General features: G+C 62.6%; 23 protein-coding genes. 13 read left to right on the forward strand and 10 right to left on the reverse strand.

Annotated features, from left to right (window positions below):
• Positions 1-178: 178 nt before the first annotated feature.
• The 7 genes from cysS (at position 179) to BLT42_RS11780 (ending at position 6939) form a co-directional block, all read left to right on the forward strand.
• Positions 179-1570 (forward strand): cysteine--tRNA ligase, encoded by a 1392-nt coding sequence (gene cysS / locus BLT42_RS11750; RefSeq protein ID WP_091771008.1) that lies wholly within the window; start codon positions 179-181, stop codon positions 1568-1570.
• Positions 1570-1866 carry a hypothetical protein gene (locus BLT42_RS11755; RefSeq protein ID WP_091771010.1) on the forward strand — a complete coding sequence of 99 codons (297 nt, stop codon included), beginning with the start codon at positions 1570-1572 and terminating at the stop codon, positions 1864-1866. The genes cysS and BLT42_RS11755 overlap by 1 nt, the downstream gene beginning before the upstream one ends.
• A 67-nt stretch (positions 1867-1933) precedes the next feature.
• Positions 1934-2386, forward strand: a complete 453-nt coding sequence (locus tag BLT42_RS11760) for an iron-sulfur cluster assembly scaffold protein (RefSeq protein WP_091771012.1) — start codon at positions 1934-1936, stop codon at positions 2384-2386.
• Positions 2387-2584: 198 nt separating this feature from the next.
• The gene (yidD, locus tag BLT42_RS11765) at positions 2585-2908 is read left to right on the forward strand and encodes a membrane protein insertion efficiency factor YidD (protein ID WP_233342460.1); all 324 of its coding nucleotides are present in this window, start codon (positions 2585-2587) and stop codon (positions 2906-2908) included.
• On the forward strand, positions 2905-4839 hold the full coding sequence (gene thrS / locus BLT42_RS11770) for a threonine--tRNA ligase (protein ID WP_091771016.1): 1935 nt from the start codon (positions 2905-2907) through the stop codon (positions 4837-4839). Before yidD ends, thrS begins: the two co-directional genes overlap by 4 nt.
• Before the next feature lie 22 nt (positions 4840-4861).
• Positions 4862-6073: an O-antigen ligase family protein gene (locus BLT42_RS11775; RefSeq protein WP_091771018.1), complete on the forward strand. Its 1212-nt coding sequence runs from the start codon at positions 4862-4864 to the stop codon at positions 6071-6073.
• Positions 6070-6939, forward strand: a complete 870-nt coding sequence (locus BLT42_RS11780; protein WP_091771021.1) for a glycosyltransferase family 2 protein — start codon at positions 6070-6072, stop codon at positions 6937-6939. Before BLT42_RS11775 ends, BLT42_RS11780 begins: the two co-directional genes overlap by 4 nt.
• Before the next feature lie 9 nt (positions 6940-6948).
• Here the strand turns inward: BLT42_RS11780 and BLT42_RS11785 are convergent, their stop codons facing one another.
• Complete coding sequence (locus tag BLT42_RS11785) at positions 6949-7857, reverse strand: hydroxymethylglutaryl-CoA lyase (protein ID WP_091771024.1); 909 nt, start codon at positions 7855-7857, stop codon at positions 6949-6951.
• Positions 7854-9665 carry an ArnT family glycosyltransferase gene (locus BLT42_RS11790; RefSeq protein ID WP_091771026.1) on the reverse strand — a complete coding sequence of 604 codons (1812 nt, stop codon included), beginning with the start codon at positions 9663-9665 and terminating at the stop codon, positions 7854-7856. The genes BLT42_RS11785 and BLT42_RS11790 overlap by 4 nt, the downstream gene beginning before the upstream one ends.
• A 103-nt stretch (positions 9666-9768) precedes the next feature.
• Between BLT42_RS11790 and BLT42_RS11795 the strand changes: the two genes are divergently transcribed.
• Together BLT42_RS11795 and BLT42_RS11800 are read left to right on the forward strand one after the other, a co-directional pair.
• Positions 9769-10503, forward strand: coding sequence for a glycosyltransferase family 2 protein (locus BLT42_RS11795; RefSeq protein WP_091771028.1), 735 nt, complete (start codon positions 9769-9771; stop codon positions 10501-10503).
• A 103-nt stretch (positions 10504-10606) separates the two neighbouring features.
• On the forward strand, positions 10607-11026 hold the full coding sequence (locus tag BLT42_RS11800; protein WP_233342461.1) for a hypothetical protein: 420 nt from the start codon (positions 10607-10609) through the stop codon (positions 11024-11026).
• A 655-nt stretch (positions 11027-11681) separates the two neighbouring features.
• Here BLT42_RS11800 and phaR read toward each other — a convergent pair.
• The gene (gene phaR / locus BLT42_RS11805) at positions 11682-12284 is read right to left on the reverse strand and encodes a polyhydroxyalkanoate synthesis repressor PhaR (protein ID WP_091771032.1); all 603 of its coding nucleotides are present in this window, start codon (positions 12282-12284) and stop codon (positions 11682-11684) included.
• A 157-nt stretch (positions 12285-12441) separates the two neighbouring features.
• Here phaR and phbB point away from each other — a divergent pair, with 157 nt between their 5' ends.
• Positions 12442-13167: an acetoacetyl-CoA reductase gene (phbB, locus tag BLT42_RS11810; RefSeq protein WP_091771108.1), complete on the forward strand. Its 726-nt coding sequence runs from the start codon at positions 12442-12444 to the stop codon at positions 13165-13167.
• Between the two features lie 58 nt (positions 13168-13225).
• Entirely contained in the window at positions 13226-13960 is a 735-nt protein-coding gene (locus BLT42_RS11815; protein ID WP_176780347.1) for a DUF4908 domain-containing protein, read from the forward strand.
• On the opposite strand, the gene BLT42_RS11820 is transcribed toward BLT42_RS11815, so the two are convergent.
• Both BLT42_RS11820 and gloB read right to left on the reverse strand, forming a co-directional pair.
• Positions 13961-14395, reverse strand: coding sequence for a cupin domain-containing protein (locus BLT42_RS11820; protein ID WP_091771036.1), 435 nt, complete (start codon positions 14393-14395; stop codon positions 13961-13963).
• Positions 14395-15165, reverse strand: coding sequence for a hydroxyacylglutathione hydrolase (gloB, locus tag BLT42_RS11825; RefSeq protein ID WP_091771038.1), 771 nt, complete (start codon positions 15163-15165; stop codon positions 14395-14397). The genes BLT42_RS11820 and gloB overlap by 1 nt, the downstream gene beginning before the upstream one ends.
• Positions 15166-15238: 73 nt before the next feature.
• On the opposite strand from gloB, the gene BLT42_RS11830 reads away from it, so the two are divergent.
• Together BLT42_RS11830 and hisC are read left to right on the forward strand one after the other, a co-directional pair.
• Positions 15239-15997 carry a class I SAM-dependent methyltransferase gene (locus tag BLT42_RS11830; protein WP_091771040.1) on the forward strand — a complete coding sequence of 253 codons (759 nt, stop codon included), beginning with the start codon at positions 15239-15241 and terminating at the stop codon, positions 15995-15997.
• Between the two features lie 9 nt (positions 15998-16006).
• Positions 16007-17095 carry a histidinol-phosphate transaminase gene (hisC, locus tag BLT42_RS11835; RefSeq protein WP_091771042.1) on the forward strand — a complete coding sequence of 363 codons (1089 nt, stop codon included), beginning with the start codon at positions 16007-16009 and terminating at the stop codon, positions 17093-17095.
• A gap of 28 nt (positions 17096-17123) precedes the next feature.
• On the opposite strand, the gene BLT42_RS11840 is transcribed toward hisC, so the two are convergent.
• The 5 genes from BLT42_RS11840 to ftsE form a co-directional block, all read right to left on the reverse strand.
• Complete coding sequence (locus BLT42_RS11840) at positions 17124-18134, reverse strand: DUF2125 domain-containing protein (protein ID WP_091771044.1); 1011 nt, start codon at positions 18132-18134, stop codon at positions 17124-17126.
• Entirely contained in the window at positions 18131-18871 is a 741-nt protein-coding gene (locus tag BLT42_RS11845) for a lysophospholipid acyltransferase family protein (RefSeq protein ID WP_091771046.1), read from the reverse strand. The genes BLT42_RS11840 and BLT42_RS11845 overlap by 4 nt, the downstream gene beginning before the upstream one ends.
• The gene (locus BLT42_RS11850; protein WP_176780348.1) at positions 18868-19458 is read right to left on the reverse strand and encodes a YdcF family protein; all 591 of its coding nucleotides are present in this window, start codon (positions 19456-19458) and stop codon (positions 18868-18870) included. The genes BLT42_RS11845 and BLT42_RS11850 overlap by 4 nt, the downstream gene beginning before the upstream one ends.
• A 100-nt stretch (positions 19459-19558) precedes the next feature.
• Positions 19559-20464 carry a cell division protein FtsX gene (locus BLT42_RS11855; protein WP_091771050.1) on the reverse strand — a complete coding sequence of 302 codons (906 nt, stop codon included), beginning with the start codon at positions 20462-20464 and terminating at the stop codon, positions 19559-19561.
• The gene (gene ftsE, locus BLT42_RS11860; protein WP_267887703.1) at positions 20457-21245 is read right to left on the reverse strand and encodes a cell division ATP-binding protein FtsE; all 789 of its coding nucleotides are present in this window, start codon (positions 21243-21245) and stop codon (positions 20457-20459) included. Before ftsE ends, BLT42_RS11855 begins: the two co-directional genes overlap by 8 nt.
• Positions 21246-21277: the final 32 nt, after the last annotated feature.

A 21277-nucleotide genomic window follows, 5' to 3' on the forward strand; every position in this document is an offset into this window, starting at 1 on the left:
GGTTTCCGGATCGGGGATGGTCCGGTGGGTGCTTTCGCAACCAAATCCGTATACCCACCGTGTCCACGCTTGCGCGTCGGGAAGCATTTAGGCCTTCCCTGCGGCAATTCCAATGATATGACCGCATCCGAACGACAGTTTTTTCAGCACCGACCTATTGAGCGAACGGAAAATTCCCATGGCATCCCTCACCCTTTTCGACACGATGGCCCGTCACAAACGGCCGTTCGAACCGATCGATCCGGACCGGGTGACGATGTATGTCTGTGGTCCAACCGTTTATAATTACGCACATATCGGCAATGCCCGGCCTGTGGTCGTGTTTGATGTCCTGTACCGTATTCTACGTCGGGAATTCGGCGTGGATCACGTCACCTATGCGCGCAACATCACCGATGTCGACGACAAGATTATCGCTGCGGCGCGCGAGCTCGGCGAGCCGATGTCCGAGATCACCGAGAAATTCGCAGCGATCTACAATGCCGACATGGCCGCGCTGGGGGCCCTGCCGCCCACCATCACGCCGAAAGCGACCGAGCATATCGGCCAGATGATCGGCATGATCCAGTCGCTCGTTTATGGCGGTCACGCCTATGAAGCTGACGGGCATGTCCTGTTCGATGTCGATTCCTTCGAGAAATACGGCAAGCTCTCCAATCGCGATCTCGAAGACATGATTGCCGGCGCCCGCGTTGAAGTGGCCGCCTACAAGCGCAATCCGGCCGATTTCGTGCTGTGGAAGCCGGCCGCCGATGACGAGCCGGGCTGGGACAGCCAGTGGGGCCGGGGCCGTCCGGGCTGGCATCTGGAATGCTCGGCGATGAGTGCGGCCCATCTCGGCGACACGATCGACATTCATGGCGGCGGCGTCGACCTGGTCTTCCCGCACCATGAGAACGAGATCGCCCAGTCGGTCTGCGCCCATGACGGTGCGCCGATGGCCAATTACTGGCTCCATAACGGCTTTCTCACCATGGGCACCGACAAGATGTCGAAATCCCTCGGCAATGTTCAACTCGTCCATGATCTCACGGAGCATTATTCCGGCGAGGTGCTGCGCTATGCCCTGCTGACAGCGCATTATCGCGCGCCGCTGACCTGGACGACGGATCTTCTGACCAAGACCCGCCGTGCCCTCGACCGTGTCTATGGCGTGCTGCGCCGGCTTGGCGCTGTCGAGGCTGCCGAGACCGAAGCGCCTGAAGCTTTCCTTGAAGCGCTGTATGACGATCTCAACACGCCCAAGGCGCTGTCGGAATTGTTCCAGATTGCCGGCGAGGCGAACAAGGCCGACACCGACGAAGCCAAGGCTCGCGCCAAGGGCGAATTGCTCGCTGCCGGCGCACTGCTCGGTATCGGCCAGGGCGATCCGGACGAATGGTTCGGTCTCAATGAGCTCGACGCTGCCGAGCGCGCCGCGATCGATGATCTCATCGTCAAGCGCCAGGTGGCCCGTGAGACCAAGGACTGGGCCGCTGCCGACGCGGTGCGCGCCGAGCTGACGGCGCTCAATGTCCAGGTCGATGACGGGCCTGAGGGCTCGACCTGGCGCAAGCTGGAACAGGCCTGATGGCGCTCACCGGCTTCAACGTTCTGGTCCAGGTCGAGGATGCGGTCGGCGAGGGCTTCGTCACCTATGGTGTCGTCGCCGCCGACAAGGACCAGGCCTGCAAGCTGGCCGCCGGCGCAGCGCAGGCGGAAGGCTTCTGGAATGTCGAGATTGACGAGGCCTGGTGTCCCGAGGGCGTCGACCCGGCCGATCTGGGCGATATCCCCGAAGTGCTCGGCCGCACCGAGCCGACCTATCTCGACGAGGATGAGCTCGACGAAGCCGATGAACTCGCCCCGGATGATGACGAGGAATAGCCAGGCCGCCTGAGCGGCATCGCCGCATCTGGCGCTGGCGCGCAAAACCGCTTACATTCACCGCGACATGACAGACGATCTCTACTCCAACGCCGTTCTGCGGCTCGCGGCGGATATTCCGCGCATCGGACGCCTGGCGCGGCCGCAGGCCTCCGTGCGCAAGGTTTCGCGCCTGTGTGGCTCGGAAATCGAGCTCGATATCATCGTCCAGTCCGGCCATGTCGCCGATCTCGCCTTGCGGGTGAAGGCCTGCGCGCTGGGGCAGGCTTCGGCCGCAATCCTGGCCCGCGCCGCCATTGGCGCCTCGCTGCGCGAACTGGAACTGGCCCGCGATGGTCTCAAGGCGATGTTGAAGCAAAATGGCCCGGCGCCGCGGGGCCGTTTCGCCGAGTTGCAATTGCTGCAGAGCGCCCGCGCCTATCCGGCGCGCCACCAGTCGATCCTGCTGGCCTTCGACGCCGCTGTCGAGGCGGTCGGCCAGGCGAGCACGACCCGACTTGCCACCCCGCTGACCGGCTAGGGTTGTCCGCTCCTGCCCAGCCGGCAGGATGGCGCGGACAGCCCGTAAAACGAAGCAAACCCAATCCGAATTTCATGCGGCCGGCTTCGCCCGTCTCATCTCCATGGTGGACAGGGCGCAGTGCGGCGTTAAAAGGCTTGAATCCAAATGCGTTCGAGCGACGGGATAAATCAGGCCAGGGGGCCGATGGGATGGTTGATGGTGGGCGCAATCCGCGTCTATCAATACAGCCTGTCACCGGTTTTCTATGCCTTTGGCGTGCGGTGCCGCCATGAGCCGACCTGTTCGGCCTATGGTATCGAGGCGATCCGCGCCCAGGGTGGCTGGCGCGGCTTCTGGCTGACCTTTGGTCGGCTGGGACGTTGCCGTCCGGGAGGAAGCCATGGCTTCGACCCGGCCCCGATCATTCGCACGCAAGTGCCCTGGTGGGCGGTCTGGCGTTTCAGATCCCGCCCCATCCTCGACGCTTCGGAAAAGCTTCCGCCGGCAGGCCGCGCCGACGACAAGGACGAAGACCAATGATCAATATTACGCTTCCCGATGGTTCCATCCGCGAATTGCCCGAAGGCGCAACGCCGATGGACCTGGCCGAGAATATCTCGAAATCCCTCGCCAAGGTGGCGATGATCGCCAAGGTGAATGGCGATGACTGGGATCTGATGCGGCCGCTTCCCGGCGATTCTTCCGTTGCCCTGGTGACGCGCAAGGATGAGGAGGCCCTCGAGGTCATCCGCCATGATACGGCGCATATCCTCGCCCAGGCGGTGCAGGAGCTTTTCCCCGGCACGCAGGTCACGATCGGCCCCTCGATCGAGGACGGTTTCTATTATGATTTCGCCCGCGACGAGCCCTTCTCGACGGATGATTTCGCCGCGATCGAAAAGCGCATGGCCGAGATCGTCGATGCCGACCTGCCCTTCGAGCGCGAGGAAATGGACCGCGATGCGGCCATCGCCATGTTCGAGAAAATGGGTGAGAGCTACAAGGCCGAACTGATCCGCGATCTGCCCGAGGGCGAAACGATCACGATCTATCGCCAGGGCGAATGGTTCGATCTGTGCCGCGGGCCGCACCTGCCCTCGACGGGCAAGATCGGCAAGGCGTTCAAACTGATGAAGGTGGCCGGTGCCTATTGGCGTGGCGATCATCGCAACGCCATGCTGCAGCGTATCTACGGCACGGCCTGGGCCGATGACAAACAGCTCAAGGCGCATCTCTTCCGCCTCGAAGAAGCCGAGAAACGCGACCACCGCCGTCTCGGCCGCCAGATGGAATTGTTCCATTTCCAGGAAGAAGCCCAGGGCCAGGTCTTCTGGCATCCGGCCGGCTGGCGTCTCTACCGCACGGTGACGAGCTATATGCGCCGGCGTCTGGAAGCCAATGGCTATCAGGAAATCCGCACGCCCCAGCTGATGGACCGGAAATTCTGGGAAGCCTCGGGCCATTGGGACAAATATCGCGAAAACATGTTCATCTCCTCGATCGACCAGGAAGAAAAAATCCTGGCCGTGAAGCCGATGAATTGTCCCTGCCATGTCCAGGTCTTCAACCAGGGCCAGAAATCCTATCGCGACCTGCCACTGCGCCTGGCCGAGTTCGGCTCCTGCCACCGTTATGAGCCGTCCGGCTCCCTGCATGGCCTGATGCGCGTGCGCGGCTTCGTGCAGGATGATGCCCATATCTTCTGTACGGTCGAGCAGATCGTCGAGGAGGTGAAGGCCTTCTGTGAACTGCTCAAGTCGGTCTATGCCGATTTCGGCTTCGAGGAGCCGCGGGTCAAATTCGCCGACCGTCCGGAACAGCGCGTCGGGTCGGACGAGGTCTGGGACAAGGCCGAGGCCGCATTGCGCACGGCGGCCGAGGCCTCCGGTCTCGACTTCGAATACAATCCCGGCGATGGCGCCTTTTACGGTCCCAAGCTCGACTTCGTCGTCAAGGATGCGATCGGACGTGAATGGCAGACGGGCACGATCCAGTGCGATTTCAACCTGCCGGAACGTCTCGATGCCCATTATATCGGCGACGATAATGACAAGCATCGCCCGGTCATGCTCCACCGCGCCATTCTCGGTTCGCTGGAACGCTTCCTTGGCGTCTTGCTGGAAAACTACTCCGGCAAACTGCCCTTCTGGCTGGCGCCGCGCCAGGTCGTGATCGCGACAATCACCTCCGATGCCGATCCCTATGCCGAACAGGTCCTGGCCGCCATGAAGGCCGCCGGCCTGAATGCCGAGACCGATCTTCGCAATGAGAAGATCAACTACAAGGTCCGCGAACATTCGGTCGGCAAGATCCCGGTTATTGCCGTGATCGGACGCAAGGAAGCGGAGGAGGGCACGCTCGCCCTGCGTTTCCTGGGCGAGGAAGGCAATAAGCAGGAAGTCCTGCCGCTGGCCGAGGCCATCGCACGCCTGTGCGATGATGCCCGGGCACCTGACCTGAAACGCGGCTGATCTGAAGCGGGCGGCACTGACGATGGCACAGGGGCAAGACAGGGTTGGTTGGGTTGGTGTCACAACCTTTGCCTTTGCCCTGCCCTGGTGCATCGCCGGTGCCGGCCTGCTGCCGCCCATGGCGGTGCTGATGTCGCTGGCCGCCTTCCCCGTTGATGCGCGCTTCTGGCGGCCTCGCGGGTTCTCGCTGCCACTGGCCCTCGGCGGTCTTTTCCTGGCCTGGGTCGGGATCAGCTATCTGTGGTCGCCCTATGATAATCCGGAACAATTGCCCAAAACCCTGATCGGCGTGCCGCTCTACCTCCTGCTGGCTCTCCGGGTTGGCGGGCTGGACGGGCGCTGGCGGACCCGCTGCGAGGCGTCCATGATCTTCCTCGTCGTGGCGCTGGGTCTGTACCTGCTCGCCGAGACGCTGACCGGCGGCGCCATGACCCATGCGTTCAAGATCGCTGTCGAGGGCTATGACGCCCTGCCTGAGGCGGATGTGATGATCTACGTCAATCGCAATCTGGGGCATGCCGCCGTTCCGCTCATCCTGCTGGCCGGTCCCGCAGCGCTGATCGCCTATCGCGCCGGCGGCCTGATCGTCGGTGTCGCCGTGATCGTACTGGCGGCGATTTCCGCCTTCAGCTTTGGCACTGAAGTCAATGCGGTCGCCTTCACGCTGGGACTGTTGGCGGCGATCTCGACCGCATTCTGGCCCCGCCCGATGATTGCCGGCATTTTCGGCGTGGTTGCCGGCGGTGTGCTGGTCGTGCCGGTGGTCCTGCCGGGCCTGATTGCTGTCATGCCGGAAGGCCTGCGCGACAGCCTGCCCCTGTCCTGGGTCTGGCGGCTGGAGATCTGGACCTATGTCAGTGAGCTGATCAAGGACAAGCCGCTTTTCGGCTATGGCCTGGATGCATCACGGCCCTTGAATGGTGAAATGGAACTTGCCGGCTACCAGATCGAAATGCTGCCGATGCACCCGCATAATGCCAGTTTGCAGATCTGGCTGGAAACCGGTCTGATCGGTGCGACCCTGCTGACCTGTGCGCTGGTCTTCCTCGGCGGGCGCATCGCCAGTGCATCGCGATTGACCCGGGATCAGGCCATGGCGACATCCTGGGTGCTGGTCAGCTATGTATCACTGGTTTTGTTTTCCTATGGCGTCTGGCAAGAGTGGCATCAGGCCGCTGCGGCACTCGCGGTGACGGCTGTTCTGTTCCTGGGCGCCCGAAAGCCAGCGCAATGAGTGAAGTGCGTCTCAGCGTCGTAACCGTATCCTGGATGACCGGGCCGCATCTGATGGATGCGGTCGCTGCCGTGCTGGCCGCGCCGGGCGTCGATGAATTCGTCATGGTCAGTCACGAGAACCCGCCCGCGGCCGTCGCAGCCTTGCGTGAACTGGCAGCGAGCCACGCCAATTTTGTCCTGATCGAGACTGACGCCAATCTCGGTTTCGCCAAAGGGTGCAATATCGGCGCCCGCGCCGCGAGTGGCGATCTGGTACTTTTCCTCAACCCCGACGCCATTCTGGCACCGGGCGCCGGAGAGCAGCTCAAACGATCGGCCCAGATGGCCCTGACGCGTCCCTGGATCATTGGTGCGCGCATTCTCAACCGGGATGGCAGCGAACAGGCCGGCGGCCGTCGCGGTGAATTGACGCCGCGCAGTGCGGCGGTCAGCTTTTTGCGCCTCGACCGGTTGTTTCCGGGCCTGCGCAACCTGCATTGGGAAGCCGACGACGTCCCGGACGACATGACTGAAGTGCCCACTGTCTCGGGCGCGGCCATGATGATGCGCCGTGATGATTTCCTTGAAATTGGCGGGTTTGACGAAAGCTATTTCCTGCACGTCGAGGACATCGATATCTGTCGCAGCGTCCGCATGGCGGGCGGGCAGGTCTGGTTCGAGCCGCGGGTGGAAATTCTGCATTTCGGCGGCACCAGCAAGTCCAGCCCGATGCGCGTCGAGACCCACAAGGCGGCGGGTTTCGTCAAATATTTCTGGAAATTCTATCCCGGCCCCATCCAGCGCATGGCCACCATCCTGCTGATCGCGCCGATCTATGGCGCGATCTGGGCGCGTGTGGTCTGGCTATGGCTGCGCGGGCGTTAGCCTGATCGCTCAGGCCTGGGGCGCGGGAAATCCACCGGCGCGCTTGAGTGCCGAGTCCACCGGATGTTTCAACGCCACATCCTCAAGCCATTTCGCCGTTGCGATCATTCGGCCCAGATCAATCCCGGTCTCGAAACCGCCGCGCTCAAGCATGTAGATCACGTCTTCGCTGGCGACATTGCCGGTCGCCGCCGGCGCAAACGGGCAGCCGCCAATTCCGCCGCACGAGGCGTCGATCACATCAATCCCGGCATCAACCGCCGCGGCGATATTCGCCATCGCGGTGTTGCGCGTATTGTGGAAATGCATCCGAAGCCGCATGTCGCCGCTCTGCGCCCTGACGATATCGAGCGCCTTGCGCACGCGCCACGGATCAGCGACGCCGATCGTATCACCGAGCGCAAACTCGCAGGCCCCGGCGGCTCTGGCCCGCGCGGCCAGCATGCCGAGAATCTTGGGATCAACCTCGCCATCGAAGGGGTCGCCAAAGGCCACCGAGACCGTCACCGAGATCGGCACGGCCTCGTCATGGGCGAGGATGGCGATCTTGTCGAACAGGTCGGCGGTCTGCTCTGGCGTTGCATTCTGGTTCTTGAGGCCAAAGCCGGGCGAGGCGACCATCACATAATTGATCTCGTCGCAGCCCGCCTCGAGGGCGCGGCGCAGCCCGCGTTCATTGAGCGCCAGCCCGATATATTTCACGCCATCCAGCCTCGGTGCCAGCGCCATCACCTCGGCACTGTCGGCCATCGCCGGCACCAGCTTTGGATGGACAAAGCTCGCGGCCTCCATCCGGTTGACCCCGGCATCGATCAGCCGCGAGATGAATTCGAGCTTCATCTCGGTCGACAGCAGGACCGGGTCATTCTGGAGCCCGTCGCGCGGCCCGACTTCAACGATTTCAATCTTGCGGGTCATTGATCCATACCTTCCCGGGCGGCGCCGGTCCCGCAGCGTGTGAACATCAGGACCAGTGTGGTTTCGTCGCCGCGTGAATAATTCGTCCCCGAGGCCAGACCGCGATGACATTCGCCGAGGGCATGCAGGCGTTCGAAAAACTCATATTCACGCCAGGCGCTGTCCGCCGCAATTGTGTCGCCAAACCAGAGCGCGCGCAGATCGGCGTCGCGCGACAGATCGAGCACGATCAATATGGGGTCCGAACGGCTCTCCGCAAAGGCCAGCACTTCCTCTGCCGTGCCCAGCATTGTGTCGGTACCCAGCGAGAAGACCAGGCTCGGCTCGGTATAGGAGGAGGCGGTGGCGATATCCTCCGGCGCGATACCGGCAATCGTCTGCGAATAGCTGCGTGCCGCCCGCACCTGATCGGCCAGTCGAACCGCATAGGCATTCGGTGCCGCGGCTGCGCGCCCCATCACCTGCCAGCCGAGCCCGGCCGCGACCGCGAGGCAGAGCACCATAACCGCAGAGCGTCCGCGCGCGGCCATCAGCGCTGCACCGGTCAGGATCGCGAATAGTGCGGCGGTCAGGAAAACAATCGCTGCTATGGCCGGATCAAGACCGAGTTCGAACCCGCCTTCGAAGCCCGCAAGGGAGAGCCGCACCGCGTCCCAGCTCGCATTATTGCCGTAGACGACAAACAGCACCGGCATCAAAATCGCGAACACCAGGCCGGCGAAGGCGAACAGGGCCCAGCTGGTCCATTTTTGCCAGGCCGCGACCTTGTTCATCTGCATCAGCCCCCAGCCGGCAATCAGGGCCAGGGCGGGATAGGCGGGCAAGACATAATGGGGGAGTTTGGTCGGCAGGAGTTCGAACACGAGCCAGACCGGAATCGCCCAGGCGAGGAGAAAACGCGCCGCGCCGGCGGTTTTCTCGTCGCTCCGGCCACGCAGGGCTGACGTCAGGCAGGCCAGCCCGGGTATAACGGTCAGCGTAGCGGGGAATAACAATAGGGGAGCGAGTAGTAAGTGGTAGCCGAACAGACCACCATGGCGCTCCGCCGCGCCGGCCAGTTTGGGGGCCAGATCATCGCCGATCGCCTGGCGCAGGAAACCACCATCGGTGGCGATCTGGATCGAGATCAACCAGGGCAATATCATCGCAATGGCCAGCAGTGGTCCGGGCCAGAAGCCCAAGGGTTTCAACCAGTTCGCCTTGCGCTCCCAAATCACCAGCACCAGTATGGCCAGGCCCGCAACCATCGGCGTCACCGGTCCCTTGATCAGCGCCCCCAATCCGATGGCAAACCAGAAGAGCAGGGCGGTTTTCTTGCCCTTCCCGGCGCGCAACTGCGCCAGGGCCGCCATCGCCAATGTCGTGCAACCCACCAACATTGCATCGGTTTTCGCGATCCCGCCCTCAATGCCGAGCAGCACTGTCACCGCAAAAAGCGCCGCTCCGGCAAAGGCCGCCTTGCGTCCGACCAGTCTTTGTCCAGCCCAGAAACAGGCCAGCGCCGCCAGGATGGCTCCGAACATGGAGGGCAGGCGATAGGCCCAGATCTCACGCGCTTCAGCGCTCGAGAATGCGGCGACGCTGACGGCCTGAAGCCAATGAATTCCAACGGGTTTTTTATTGCGGGCTTCGTCCAGGAAATTGATCGAGACGTAGTCGCCGCTCTCCAGCATCTGCGCCGTCGCCTGGGCAAAACGGCTCTCATCCCGGTCGAGCGGCGGCAGGGTGAAGATCCCCGCAAGGGCCGCCAGTCCTGCCAGCAGGCCTATGATAATATAGGCGCGAATTCCCTTGGCTAGCTCGGCCATGAAAGTCTCCAATGGTCGCAGGGCTGTGAAACCCCTCGCGTCATGTGCTAGACGCGGTATGTAAAGCAGACCCCGTTTTCCGCAAGCGCAAGCAGAACCCCTTATGAGTCAGACCCCTGATATATCCGTCGTTGTGCCCGCCTATAATGAGGCTGGCAATGTTGTGCCGCTGGCGCGCGAAATCGCTGCCGCACTCGAGGGCCGCAATTTCGAAATCCTGTTCGTCGATGATTGCTCCACCGATGGCACCCGCGAAGAACTGATTGCAGCAAAAGAAGAATTACCGATGCTGCGGGTGGTCGGGCATCGTCATAATGCCGGTCAGTCGCGCTCGGTGCGGACCGGTGTGATGCAGGCCCGCGGCGCGATTGTCGCGACGCTGGACGGCGATGGCCAGAACCCGCCCGACGGTCTGCCGATCGTGATCGAGGCCCTGATGCGCGCCGATGCACCGGAGAATCTCGCCCTGGTCGGCGGCGACCGCAGTCAGAACCGGCAGGATTCAGCCTGGAAGAAATTCGCCTCGCGTTTTGGCAATGGTATCCGCAAGCGCATGCTCAATGATAATTGCAATGATACCGGCTGTGGTCTCAAGGCTTTCAAACGACAGGCTTATCTGGAACTTCCCTTCTTCGATCACCAGCATCGTTTCCTGCCGGCCCTGATGAATCGCGAGGGCTATTTGTGTGAATTCCGCCCCGTCAGCCATCGTCATCGCACCATTGGCGCGTCGAAATATACGAATTTTGGTCGTCTTTTCGCCTCTTTGACAGACATGATGGGAATGATGTGGTTAAATTCACGAGCGCGGAACCCGCGTGGTTCAGACGAATTATAGTGAGGATCTGATTATGTCAGGTGGCGGGGATAATGGTGTAATGTTGGGTATGATGGCTGCCAATCGCGCACAGCGAGGCGGCTCTGCCAAGGGGAAGAGTTCTATGTTCAATGTATTTCCACTGATGATCATTCCGGTCATCGTCTATGTCGTGATCGCCTTTGTACTGGGCGGTCCTGACCAGGCTTCGATGGCGCTGGCGCTCGATCAGACCGTTTTTCAGATCGATATGGTTTCAGGGCCCTGGGCGCTGCCGGTCGGTGATCTCCTGATCATTCTGGGCATGCTCTTCCTGTTCGTCGAGCTGATCAAATCGGCCGGTTCGGGCACAGCCACGATCATTAATCACGGCCTCTCCATGGCCGTATTCGTGCTTTCGATGACGCTGTTTTTGCTGGTCGGGAAGTTCGGCACTTCGGCCTTCTTCCTGATCACCCTGATGACGTTGATGGATACGGTTGCCGGTTTTGTGGTCACGATCATCGCCGCGCGGCGGGATCTGGCGGTCGGCGGCGAAGCCTAGGGGGTTTTCATTGACCTTGAGGTCAGTGAGAACGCGCTAGAACAGCACGAAGACCAGGCCGGCGCCAAAGGCGGCGTCGCACCAGAAGCCAAGACGGCGCAGGATTGCGTCGGTTACCATCAGGCGCGTCGCTCCCATTGCGGGGGCGGCGCGCTTTTTTGTGTCGCCTGATGATAGGCGCGGCGATAGCGGGCCTGCTCGCTGTTCTCGGCGCGGATGCCACGCCGCGGCGTGCCGGCGATGATCTGGACAATAAGTTCAGCCGGGGCGACCTGCGCCCTCACAGACGACTGCGGTTGGGCTGCAGTAGAATGCGGGGTCGGGACAGGAGCGTGGGCGCGGTCCTGCCGCGGCTGGCGATCATTCGACCCGCATGCCGAACCAGCTGGCTCAATACGCCGGCTGGTCAGGGTCGGGACAGGATATGGGCTGCGGATCGTGATCATATCAATACCCTCGCAAGGGTGATGCCAGACTTTAACGCCTCATTAACCATGATTCTGGTCGTAAAAGCGAACCGGATGACAGTTTTCCGTCCGGATCGGGGCCATCTGGCCCGTGCGCTGGTCTGAAATGATACGAAAGTGTTAACGCGGCCCGGCGGTGGCCGGGCCGGTGTCAGCGAGGCACCGCATCAGCGGGAAGAGGCGGTTGCCTATTCCTTGGCCTTGAGGATCTGGTCGAGCTTGGCGCGCATATCGTCGAGCTCGTCGCGCATCCGTGCGATATCGTCTTCGCCCTCTCTCGCCGCTGCGGCGGGGGCGTCAGCCTCATGCGCTTCCGGCCCTGTGGTCGGGACAAAGGGCGTGAACATGCGCATGGTCTTGCCGAAGGCTTCCATATTGCGCCGGGTCTGTTCCTCGATCAGCGCCATGGTGGCTTGCGGCGACATCATCGCCTCGCCGACCTTGGTGCGATATTCTTCCTGCTGCTGCGTGAAATTATTCATCGACATCTGCAGATAGCCGGGGACGACGGTTTGCAGACTGTCGCCATAAAACCCGATCAATTGCCGAAGAAAGTCGACCGGGAGAAGATTCGCGCCACGCGATTCTTCCTCGAAGATGATCTGGGCCAGCACACCATGCGTCAGGTCTTCGCCGCTCTTCGCGTCGATGACCTGGAAATGGACGCCCTTTTTCACGAGGTCCCGCAAATGGTCGAGGGTCACGTATTGGCTGGTCGAGGTGTCATACAAGCGCCGGTTAGCGTATTTCTTGATGATAATTTCCGACTTGCTGCCTTTGGTTTTACTCACAGCGCTTCCCCTATTCGTGTAGAATGCGTGCTCCGCTCTCGATATTCGCTCGACACGGACGCGCACCTATTTCATTAGGGTTTACGCTCAGCAAGTGGTCTGCTGCAAGCGCGAAGACTTAATGCTCAACTCAAGAACAAGAATTTGGGGATTGAATATGACACGCACAGCGCTGGTTACAGGCGGTACCCGGGGTATCGGGGCGGCCATTTGTCTTGAGCTCAAGGCGGCAGGTTATACGGTTGTCGCGAACTATGCCGGCAATGAAGAGGCGGCAAAATCCTTCACCGCGGAAACCGGAATCAGCGCCGTCAAATGGGATGTCGGCGACTATCAGTCCTGTGTCGACGGCATTGCTGCGGCCGAAGCCAAAGCCGGTGCGCCCTTTGACATCCTTGTCAACAATGCCGGCATCACGCGCGACGGCATGTTCCACAAGATGACGCCGGAGCACTGGAATGAAGTCATCCGGATCGATCTGACCTCGATGTTCAACATGACGCGACCAGTCATTGATGGCATGCGCGAGCGCGGGTTCGGGCGCATCATCAATATCTCCTCGATCAATGGCCAGAAGGGTCAGATGGGCCAGGTCAACTACTCCGCGGCGAAGGCCGGAGTGATCGGGTTCACCAAGGCTCTGGCACAGGAGACGGCCCGCAAGGGTATCACGGTCAATTGCATCGCTCCGGGTTATATCAATACCGAGATGGTCGCTGCAGTGCCGGCCAATGTGCTGCAATCCATCATCGCGGGCATTCCGGTAAACCGGCTCGGTGAAGCCTCGGAAATCGGTGGCCTGGTGACGTATCTGGCCTCTGATGCCGCTGGTTTCATGACCGGATCGGTGCTGACGATCAATGGCGGGCAGTACATGGCATGACAGTTGATGTGGCGTCTGCCCAAAAATTGCCGTCTTGCCAGTGTCAATGCTGACCTCGATGACCCGTTTGCTGATTGTAATACTCACCGCGGCCTTGTGCGCGGGTGCCGCCATCGGGTTTCAGAACCCGTTGCGCGATCGCCTGCTTCGCAATGAACGAGCCCAGGAAGTCGTGGGTTGGTATCAGCGCGCCGATACCGGCGAGTTCTTCCTGTTCGACCGGTCGAATACGGTTGCCCTCCTGAGTGAGCGTGATGATCCGACGGGCGAGGTCCTGGTTCTGTTCGCCAACCGTGCACCGGGCGGGGGCACCGCCTATGTGACCGATACCGGCCGCGAAGTTGTCCGTCTGACCGGATTGGGCGGCGCGACCTATTTTCCCACAGATGCGCCCAACGGGGTTATCGCCGATTTCGCCAGCGAGGCGGGCGGGCTTGCCCCGCCGCCGCGCTCGACCGAGGAAGTGCGGTTGCGGGCGGAAGATCTGGCCAATGAGCTGACGGCTGAGCTGGACCGCAGTATTTCTGTTGGTTACGCCCCCGCACCGCGCGCCGGGCTGGGCGTCCAGCACGACAGCCTGCACATGATTGCCCTGGCTTTTCGCTCGCTGCGCAATGAGCGCCGGCGCCTGCGCGGCATCGACCGGGTCGAGATCTCGATCGGTGAGCAACCCGCAGCCTATCGGCGCGGCAACAGCCTGATCGTCGTGATCGCACCGGAATTCGGCTTTGCCGGCCGTTCTTCGTCGGCCTTCATTGCGCGATCCTTGCTGGCCGAAGACCGGCCGACCTGATCAGGTCGACGTCTTGCCGGGCTGCCAGCCCGGCGCGGCCATTTCAAACCCCGAGAACTCGAATCCCGGCGTGACTGTGCAACCGACCAGACTCCACGCGCCGAGGGCATGCGCGCTCTGCCAGACATGTGGCATTACCAGCGCCTGGGGTCGCTGCCCCGTTTCGATATCCGGCCCGAGTGTGAGACCGGTCTGCTGCAGGCCGTCCGTGCTGAGGTCCAGCTGCAGGGCCGCTCCGGCATGCCAGTGCCAGATCTCGGTTGCATCGACCCGGTGCCAGTGTGAGCGGTCGCCTGCTTCCAGCAGATAATAGATCGCCGTGCCGCGTGATCGCCCGTCGGGCCCCGCCGCATCGCGCCAGGTCTCGACATACCAGCCGCCTTCAGGGTGGGGCTGCATGCCGAGCGCCTGGATGATGGCGTTGGCCGCGGCCATCAGAATATATCCTTGCGGCGTCGTATTTCGGCAAACACATCGGTATCGCTCGCATCGGCCAGGCCAAGCCGGTCGCGGATGGCGCGGTCAGCGGGACGCAGGAAGGGATTGGCTGCCTTCTCATGCGCGATTGTCGTCGGCACCGTCGCTTCGCCGCGCGCCCGCCGGGCTTCGACCGTGGCGGCGTAGGCCTGCAGTGCGGGATTATCCGGATCGACGCTCAGCGCGAAACGGGCATTGGCCTGGGTGTATTCATGCGCGCAATAGATCACCGTGTCGTCCGGCAGCATCGCCAGCCGTGACAGGCTGGTCCACATCTGCTGCGGTGTGCCCTCGAACAGGCGGCCACAGCCCAGCGCGAACAGGGTGTCGCCGACAAAGGCGACCTGCTCGCCTGGCAGGTTGTAGACGATATGCCCGCTGGTATGGCCGGGTGTGAAGATCACTTTCGCCTCGGTCTTTCCAAGCCAGACACTGTCGCCGTCCGAGACCGGCTGATCAATACCGGGGATGCGATCACTCTCATAGGCAGGCGCCACGATGCGGGCTCCGGTCGCCGCCTTGATCGCGGCATTGCCGCCGGCATGGTCGAAATGGTGATGCGTGTTCCAGATCTGGGTAATGGTCCAACCCGCCGCCTTCGCCTCGGCGAGGATGCGGTCGGGGTCCGGCGTGTCGATCGTGGCGGTTTCGCCGCTTGCCGCGTCGTGGATGAGAAAGCCGTAATTGTCGGACAGGCAGGGAAATTGCCGGATGCTCAGTTCGCTCATTGTCGATTTCGCCGCTATGGTTAGTGTTGCGCTGGAATCCCCATGATCGGGGTAAAACCGTGGAGTGTGAAGGGTGCGTCGCGAAGCTCTTGAACTGGACCGTTTCTATCGCAGCCGCCAGGGACTGGTGGCACGCGAGATGATCGGCCGCCGTCTGGCTGCGATCTGGCCCGATGCCAGGGGGCTCGACATGCTCGGACTCGGGTTCGCGACGCCGTATCTGGAGGCCTATCGCGACACCGCCCGGCGCACTGTCTGCTTCATGCCGGCCTCCCAGGGCGCGGTGGTGGCCAATACGGGCTGTTCCGGCATCGCGCTGGGCGATGAGACACATCTGCCCTTTCCCGAGGCCCTGTTTGACCGTGTGCTGCTGGTTCACGCCCTGGAAGAGGCCGATTCCCTTCAGGCCACCTTGCGCGAAATCTGGCGGGTGCTGGCGCCGGAAGGCCGGGTGGTGATTGTCACCGCCGCGAGATCGGGCATCTGGGCCTGGCTGGACTCGACTCCCTTCGGCCATGGCCGGCCGTTTTCCCGGGCCCAGCTCTCGCAATTGCTTGATGACGCCTTGTTCGAGCCGACCGCCTGGTCGCGGGCCCTTTATGCGCCGCCCTGGAAATGGAGCACTCATACGCGTATCGCGCGGATGTGGGAGGAGACAGGTGAGCGGGCCTGGCCAGCGCTGGGGGGTGTGGTCCTGGTCGAGGCCGTGAAGCGCACGATGGCACTGCGTCCGCGTCCGGCAACTGCGCCCGTCCGCGCCAAACCCCTTGAAGCACGAACCCGGCCCGCGTTATCCCGTCACGACAACCCTTCCGACCTTTCGGACAGCTGAGGAAATCCCATGGCCATCGAACCGCGCGCCGGCATTCTCGACATCCAGCCCTACAAGCCAGGCGCTGCTGATGCACCCGGTGTGGCCAATCCGGCCAAACTCTCCTCGAACGAGAATGCGCTGGGTTGTTCGCTCAAGGCAGTGAAGGCCTTCGAGACCGCCGCCTCCCGTCTGCACCGCTATCCCGATGGTGGCGCCAGCCGTCTGCGCGATGCCATCGCCCGGGAAGAGGGGATTGATGCCGACCATATCGTCTGCGGCACAGGCTCCGATGAGATCCTGCAATTGCTCGGTCGCGCCTATCTCAATCCCGGCGACAAGGTCGTGCAGTCGCAATACGGCTTCCTGGTCTACCGCCTCGTCGCGATGCAAAGCTGTGCCCGCCTCGTTTCAGCTCCCGAGCGTGGCTATACGACCGATGTCGATGCGGTCATCGCGGCGGCCGGGGACGACACCCGCATCGTCTTCATCGCAAATCCCAATAACCCCACCGGCACCTATATCTCCGACGCAGAAATCCGCCGTTTGCGTGACGCACTGCCGCCGACCACCTTGCTGGTCATCGACGCTGCCTACACGGAATTTGTCGATGCCGAGGATTATGATTCCGGCATGGCGCTGGCGCGCGAGCGCGACGATGTCATCGTGACGCGAACCTTCTCCAAGATTCATGGTCTGGCCGGTTTGCGCCTGGGCTGGGGTTATGGCTCCAAGGCCATTATCGACGTGCTCAACCGTGTGCGCGGCCCGTTCAACGTCAATCTGCCGGCGATCGAAGCCGGGGCTGCGGCGATTGCGGACCGCGATTTCATGCAGCGCTCCGCGCAGCACAACGCGACCTGGGTTGATTTCCTGCGCCAGCAGATTGGCGGACTCGGTCTGGAAGTGACGCCGAGCGTGTGTAATTTCGTACTGGTGCATTTCCCGCAAACGGCTGGCAAGACGGCCGCCGATGCCGATGCCTTCCTGACCCGGAACGGGTTGATTGTTCGCGGTGTCGCGCCCTATGGCCTGCCTGATGCGCTCCGCATCACGGTTGGCAAGGAAGCGGATAACCGGCGGCTGGTGGATGCGCTGACCGAGTTCATGGGGCAGTGATTGCGGCCGGCGGCCAGACCGCCAGTCGTCAATTCTCCAGATCGCCGAGCCTGACCGGTCCGAGATAGACGCCGCCATCGCGAATACGGAAGGGCAGGGCGACGCCGTCCGGGCCGCGCGGTGCCATCATCGCCGCCAGGCGCAGCGCCTGTTCATTCTCGGTCGGCACCAGACGCGCCTGTACCAAGGCGTCGGCGAGCGCGTCCGGGTCGGTGATGTGCAGGGAAAGGCGGCCATCGGGCTCTGCGCTCGCATCGAGGGTGAATTCGCCAACGCCCGACAATTGAGCCGGACCCCATTCCAGGGCCGATTCGGCGATCAGCAATTGCCCGCCGGCACGGCTCCATGCGGCGGCATCGGCATCAATGGCCAGCGTCGCCCATTGCGTCACGGTCAGGTCCATTCGCGCCAGGTCGGCCGAATTCCCGAATGCGCGCTCGATCTCGGGCGAAATAACGGTCGGGCTGGCTGACAGGCCTGTGGCCTCGAGCCGGAGGCGCAATGTGTCATCCTCGGCGACGACGCCGGAAAACAACAGGCTCTCCACGGCTTCGAGGCCGGGCGCCCGACCCGAACGGGTCGCGATCCGCATATCGTTGAATTCGGCCCCGATCCGGACCGTCACGCCGCGGTCATTGCTGGCGAGGCTGACCAGCGCGAGTTCCGCGTCAATTTCCAGCGATGTTGGCGTTTCGGCGTCGTATTCCAGCCAGAGTGGCCCGTCGAATTCAATGATCCAGTGACGGAAGTCGTAGAAGAGGGCGTGCGCCTTGAGCATTTCCAGCCGCGCATTCCAGCCGCCATCGCTTTGCGGCGCCTGCATGCGCGGTGCCGTCAGTTCGACCTGGAAGCGATAGGGGAAGCCGGTGACGCGTACCCGCTCCTGCTCGATGAGATAGCCGGCGCTTTCCTGGCGCGCGATCCAGACGCCGACTTCGCGCTCGATCGTGCTCTTGGCGTGCAGCCAGTAGGCCGTATAGAGGACCAGAACAACCAGAATGCCGAGAACCGGAAACAAAAAACGCTTTGGAATACTCACGCAAGGCTCTCCTGGTCGGCAGTCTCTTCTGGCTGTTCGAGCAGGGCGTCGGCAGCCAGATTGATACGCTCATGCAGGGTTTGCATGAATTGGGCCTTGGGGAGGCCGGGGGCGATCGGCTCGAGAAATTCGACCACGATCAGACCCGGCTTTTTCAGCCCGCAATAGGGTTGGAGATGGACGCCGGAATTGAGCGCTACCGGGACGCAGGGCAGGTTCATCGACCCGTAGAGACCGGCAATGCCGGGCTTGAAATCGGGATGCTCACCGGGATCGACCCGCGTGCCTTCCGGGAAGATCAGGACCTGACGGCCCTCGCTGCCGCGCGTGGCCGCATCGCGCAGCATTTTGCGCAGCGCCTTTGAGCCGGCGGTGCGATCCACATTGATATTGCCCAGCTTGACCGCGAACCAGCCGAAGAAAGGCATGAAGATCAGCGAACGCTTCAGGATGATCGCCGGATCATCGAGAATGCCCCAGAAGGCCAGCGTCTCCCACATGCTCTGATGTTTCGAGGCAATCAGCGCGCCGCCCTCGGGCAGGTGTTCGCGGCCGCGAACCTCGAAACGGACACCGCAGATCCAGCGCAGGCCGAACCAGATGATGGCGAGGTAGAGCCGTAGATAATTGCGCGCCCAGCGCCGCGGACCGAGCAGAAGCGGTGTACCCGCCAAGCCCATGATCGCCATCAGCCCATACATGTAGATCTGGAAGATAATCGAACGGATGGCGGTCATGATGCGGTGTCCTGTGACGGCAGCAGGATGCGGCCAAGCCGGACCGTCGCGTATTTCGCGTATTCCTGCAGCCAGAGCCGGGCCGAACGGGGATTACGCCAGGGCGGGGTTGTGCGGACCGGATAGGCGATGAATTCAACGTCGGGCATGGCCATATCCATCTCGATCAGACTGCGGGGCAGATGATAGTCTGAGGTCACGATGATCAAGCGCCGATAGCCGTTCGTGCGCACCCATTGCGCCGTTTCGCGGGCATTGCCAACCGTGTCGCTCGCCTGGCGGCCGAGCTCGACGCAGCAGGTGAATTGCTCGTTTGAAAGTGTGGTGTGGGCGCGCAGTTGTTCGGTCGTCACCGAGGCATGAACGCCGGAAATCAGCAAATGCGCCGAGCGCCCGTCCTGCAGCAATCGCGCGCCGGCCGTCAGCCGGCCCTGGTCGCCGGTCAGCACAACAATGCCATCGGCGCTGAGGTCTTCATCGGGCAGGGCATAGCTGGAGACGAGTCCGGCATAGGCCGCGAAGCCGATCAGGCTCGCTGCCAGGATCACAAAGGCCAAGGCCCGAAAGATACCGATGCCCTGTGTCATGCGTTCACTCGCTCTGGCGTAAAGGCATGAGCTGACATGCCTGACCCGTCGTAAATATCGACAGACCATTTATTGCTGCGATTGAGGCCGATTTTGGCCATTACCACCGCCCCCGCAAGTCCGAGGCAACAGCAAGCCGGGCCGAAATAGCGGCTGTGGCTCCGGCCAGGACGGGCGCGAGCAGCAGCAGGGCAAGCTCGAACGGGTCCATCGCCCAATGGGGGAGGAAGAAAGCCATGTCGGCCGGGCCCTGGCCAAGGCTCGCGAGCACGGCGACCAGTCCGGCGCAGGCTGCTCCGGCGATGCCGGCCTTCAGCCCGAGCATGAAGAAACGGCGCTCAAACAGACCGGCGACGAAGCGGTCCTCGGCGCCGCAGATATGCAGGGCATCGATCACATTGATCCGGGCCGCCAGACTCGCCCGGGCGGCAAAGGCGACGACCGCAGCGGCAGCGCCAGCCAGCAGGAACATCATTGCGAGGCCAAGCGTCTGCGCAGTTCGCGCTGCACGGCGGACCGCGCCGGCCCAGCGGCTGTTATCATCGACCGATGCCGACAGACCGGCCGCGTCGAGGGCCGCCTGGAGGGCATCGCCCGGCGGCGGCAATTGCGGGTCCAGCTGGACCTCGACCATGAGCGGCAAGGGCAGGTCGTCGGGCAGGTTTCCCGAGCCCAGCCACGGCGCCAACAAGGCCTCGGCATGAGCGCGATCATGCGCTGTCGCGCTGAGAATGCCGGGCACGGTCAGGGCGATTCGGGCCGCTTCTTCGGCATCGAGCTGGGCGTCGCGCAGTTCGACCGGCCGGATCTGGATGGTGATGCTGCTCTCCAGATCCGAGGTCCAGTTCTGGGCCTGCAGCCAGGCGCCGCGTGCGCCGAGGGCCGCAATACAGGCCAGGAAGACCAGGATGGCAGCAACCACGAAAAGCGGACGGTCACGTCCGGAATCGGGGGGCAGCAATGCCCCGGCGCCGCCGGCCGGCGGTGGTGGAACCCGGTTACTCATCGGGCGTCTCCATGGCCGCGGTTTCGGCAGCAGCTTCTTCCGGGGCGGCATTGGCCTGTGCCTGGCGCTGGCTGCGCGGTGCGCGGATATGCAGGTGCCCGTTCGACAGCGACATTACCGGCGCGTCGAGCATGCGCACCAGGGAGAGGTCATGCGTCGCGATGATGATGGTGGTACCCAGCTTGTTGAGTTCGGCGAACAGCCGCAGCAGCCGCATGCCCATTTCCGGATCGACATTGCCGGTCGGTTCATCGGCGATGAGGATTTCCGGTTGCCCGACAACGGCGCGGGCGATGGCGACGCGCTGTTGTTCGCCGCCGGACAATGTGGCGGGCACGACATCCATTTTCTCGCCCAGTCCGACCCAGGCGAGTAATTCGGCGACGTCCTCGGCATAGTCCTGGCGCCGTCGACCGGCGATGCGCAGGGGCAGGGCGACATTGTCGAACACGCTGAGATGATTGAGTAACCGGAATTCCTGAAAGACCACGCCGATGCGTCGCCGCAGGAGGGGCATTTCCTTGCGCGTCAGCTCTGCCGCATCGCGTCCGAAATAGGATATCCGGCCGCTCGATGGTTTGGCGGCAAGATAGATCAGCCGCAAAAGCGATGTCTTGCCGGCACCGGACGGTCCGGTGAGGAATTGGAAAGAACCACGTGGTAAATCAAATGAGAGATCACGCAGCACTTCGGGACCGTGCCCGTACCGCATTCCGACATTGTCGAAGCGGATTACCGGTTCTGCGGCGCTGTTTGGCGATTGTGCAAGGCTCGGGTCGATGGAATGTCTCCATGGGCGCGGATGAACCGGAT

This window comes from Maricaulis salignorans (assembly GCF_900103475.1).
Taxonomy (GTDB): domain Bacteria; phylum Pseudomonadota; class Alphaproteobacteria; order Caulobacterales; family Maricaulaceae; genus Maricaulis; species Maricaulis salignorans.

Bases quoted from the DNA above. Each gene is read 5' to 3' on its own strand.
- cysS (WP_091771008.1), top strand. From the start codon at position 179: ATGGCATCCCTCACCCTTTTCGACACGATGGCCCGTCACAAACGGCCG.
- BLT42_RS11755 (WP_091771010.1), top strand. From the start codon at position 1,570: ATGGCGCTCACCGGCTTCAACGTTCTGGTCCAGGTCGAGGATGCGGTC.
- BLT42_RS11760 (WP_091771012.1), top strand. From the start codon at position 1,934: ATGACAGACGATCTCTACTCCAACGCCGTTCTGCGGCTCGCGGCGGAT.
- yidD (WP_233342460.1), top strand. From the start codon at position 2,585: ATGGTGGGCGCAATCCGCGTCTATCAATACAGCCTGTCACCGGTTTTC.
- thrS (WP_091771016.1), top strand. From the start codon at position 2,905: ATGATCAATATTACGCTTCCCGATGGTTCCATCCGCGAATTGCCCGAA.
- BLT42_RS11775 (WP_091771018.1), top strand. From the start codon at position 4,862: ATGGCACAGGGGCAAGACAGGGTTGGTTGGGTTGGTGTCACAACCTTT.
- BLT42_RS11780 (WP_091771021.1), top strand. From the start codon at position 6,070: ATGAGTGAAGTGCGTCTCAGCGTCGTAACCGTATCCTGGATGACCGGG.
- BLT42_RS11785 (WP_091771024.1), bottom strand. From the start codon at position 7,857: ATGACCCGCAAGATTGAAATCGTTGAAGTCGGGCCGCGCGACGGGCTC.
- BLT42_RS11790 (WP_091771026.1), bottom strand. From the start codon at position 9,665: ATGGCCGAGCTAGCCAAGGGAATTCGCGCCTATATTATCATAGGCCTG.
- BLT42_RS11795 (WP_091771028.1), top strand. From the start codon at position 9,769: ATGAGTCAGACCCCTGATATATCCGTCGTTGTGCCCGCCTATAATGAG.
- BLT42_RS11800 (WP_233342461.1), top strand. From the start codon at position 10,607: ATGTTCAATGTATTTCCACTGATGATCATTCCGGTCATCGTCTATGTC.
- phbB (WP_091771108.1), top strand. From the start codon at position 12,442: ATGACACGCACAGCGCTGGTTACAGGCGGTACCCGGGGTATCGGGGCG.
- BLT42_RS11815 (WP_176780347.1), top strand. From the start codon at position 13,226: ATGACCCGTTTGCTGATTGTAATACTCACCGCGGCCTTGTGCGCGGGT.
- BLT42_RS11820 (WP_091771036.1), bottom strand. From the start codon at position 14,395: ATGGCCGCGGCCAACGCCATCATCCAGGCGCTCGGCATGCAGCCCCAC.
- gloB (WP_091771038.1), bottom strand. From the start codon at position 15,165: ATGAGCGAACTGAGCATCCGGCAATTTCCCTGCCTGTCCGACAATTAC.
- hisC (WP_091771042.1), top strand. From the start codon at position 16,007: ATGGCCATCGAACCGCGCGCCGGCATTCTCGACATCCAGCCCTACAAG.
- BLT42_RS11845 (WP_091771046.1), bottom strand. From the start codon at position 18,871: ATGACCGCCATCCGTTCGATTATCTTCCAGATCTACATGTATGGGCTG.
- BLT42_RS11850 (WP_176780348.1), bottom strand. From the start codon at position 19,458: ATGACACAGGGCATCGGTATCTTTCGGGCCTTGGCCTTTGTGATCCTG.
- BLT42_RS11855 (WP_091771050.1), bottom strand. From the start codon at position 20,464: ATGAGTAACCGGGTTCCACCACCGCCGGCCGGCGGCGCCGGGGCATTG.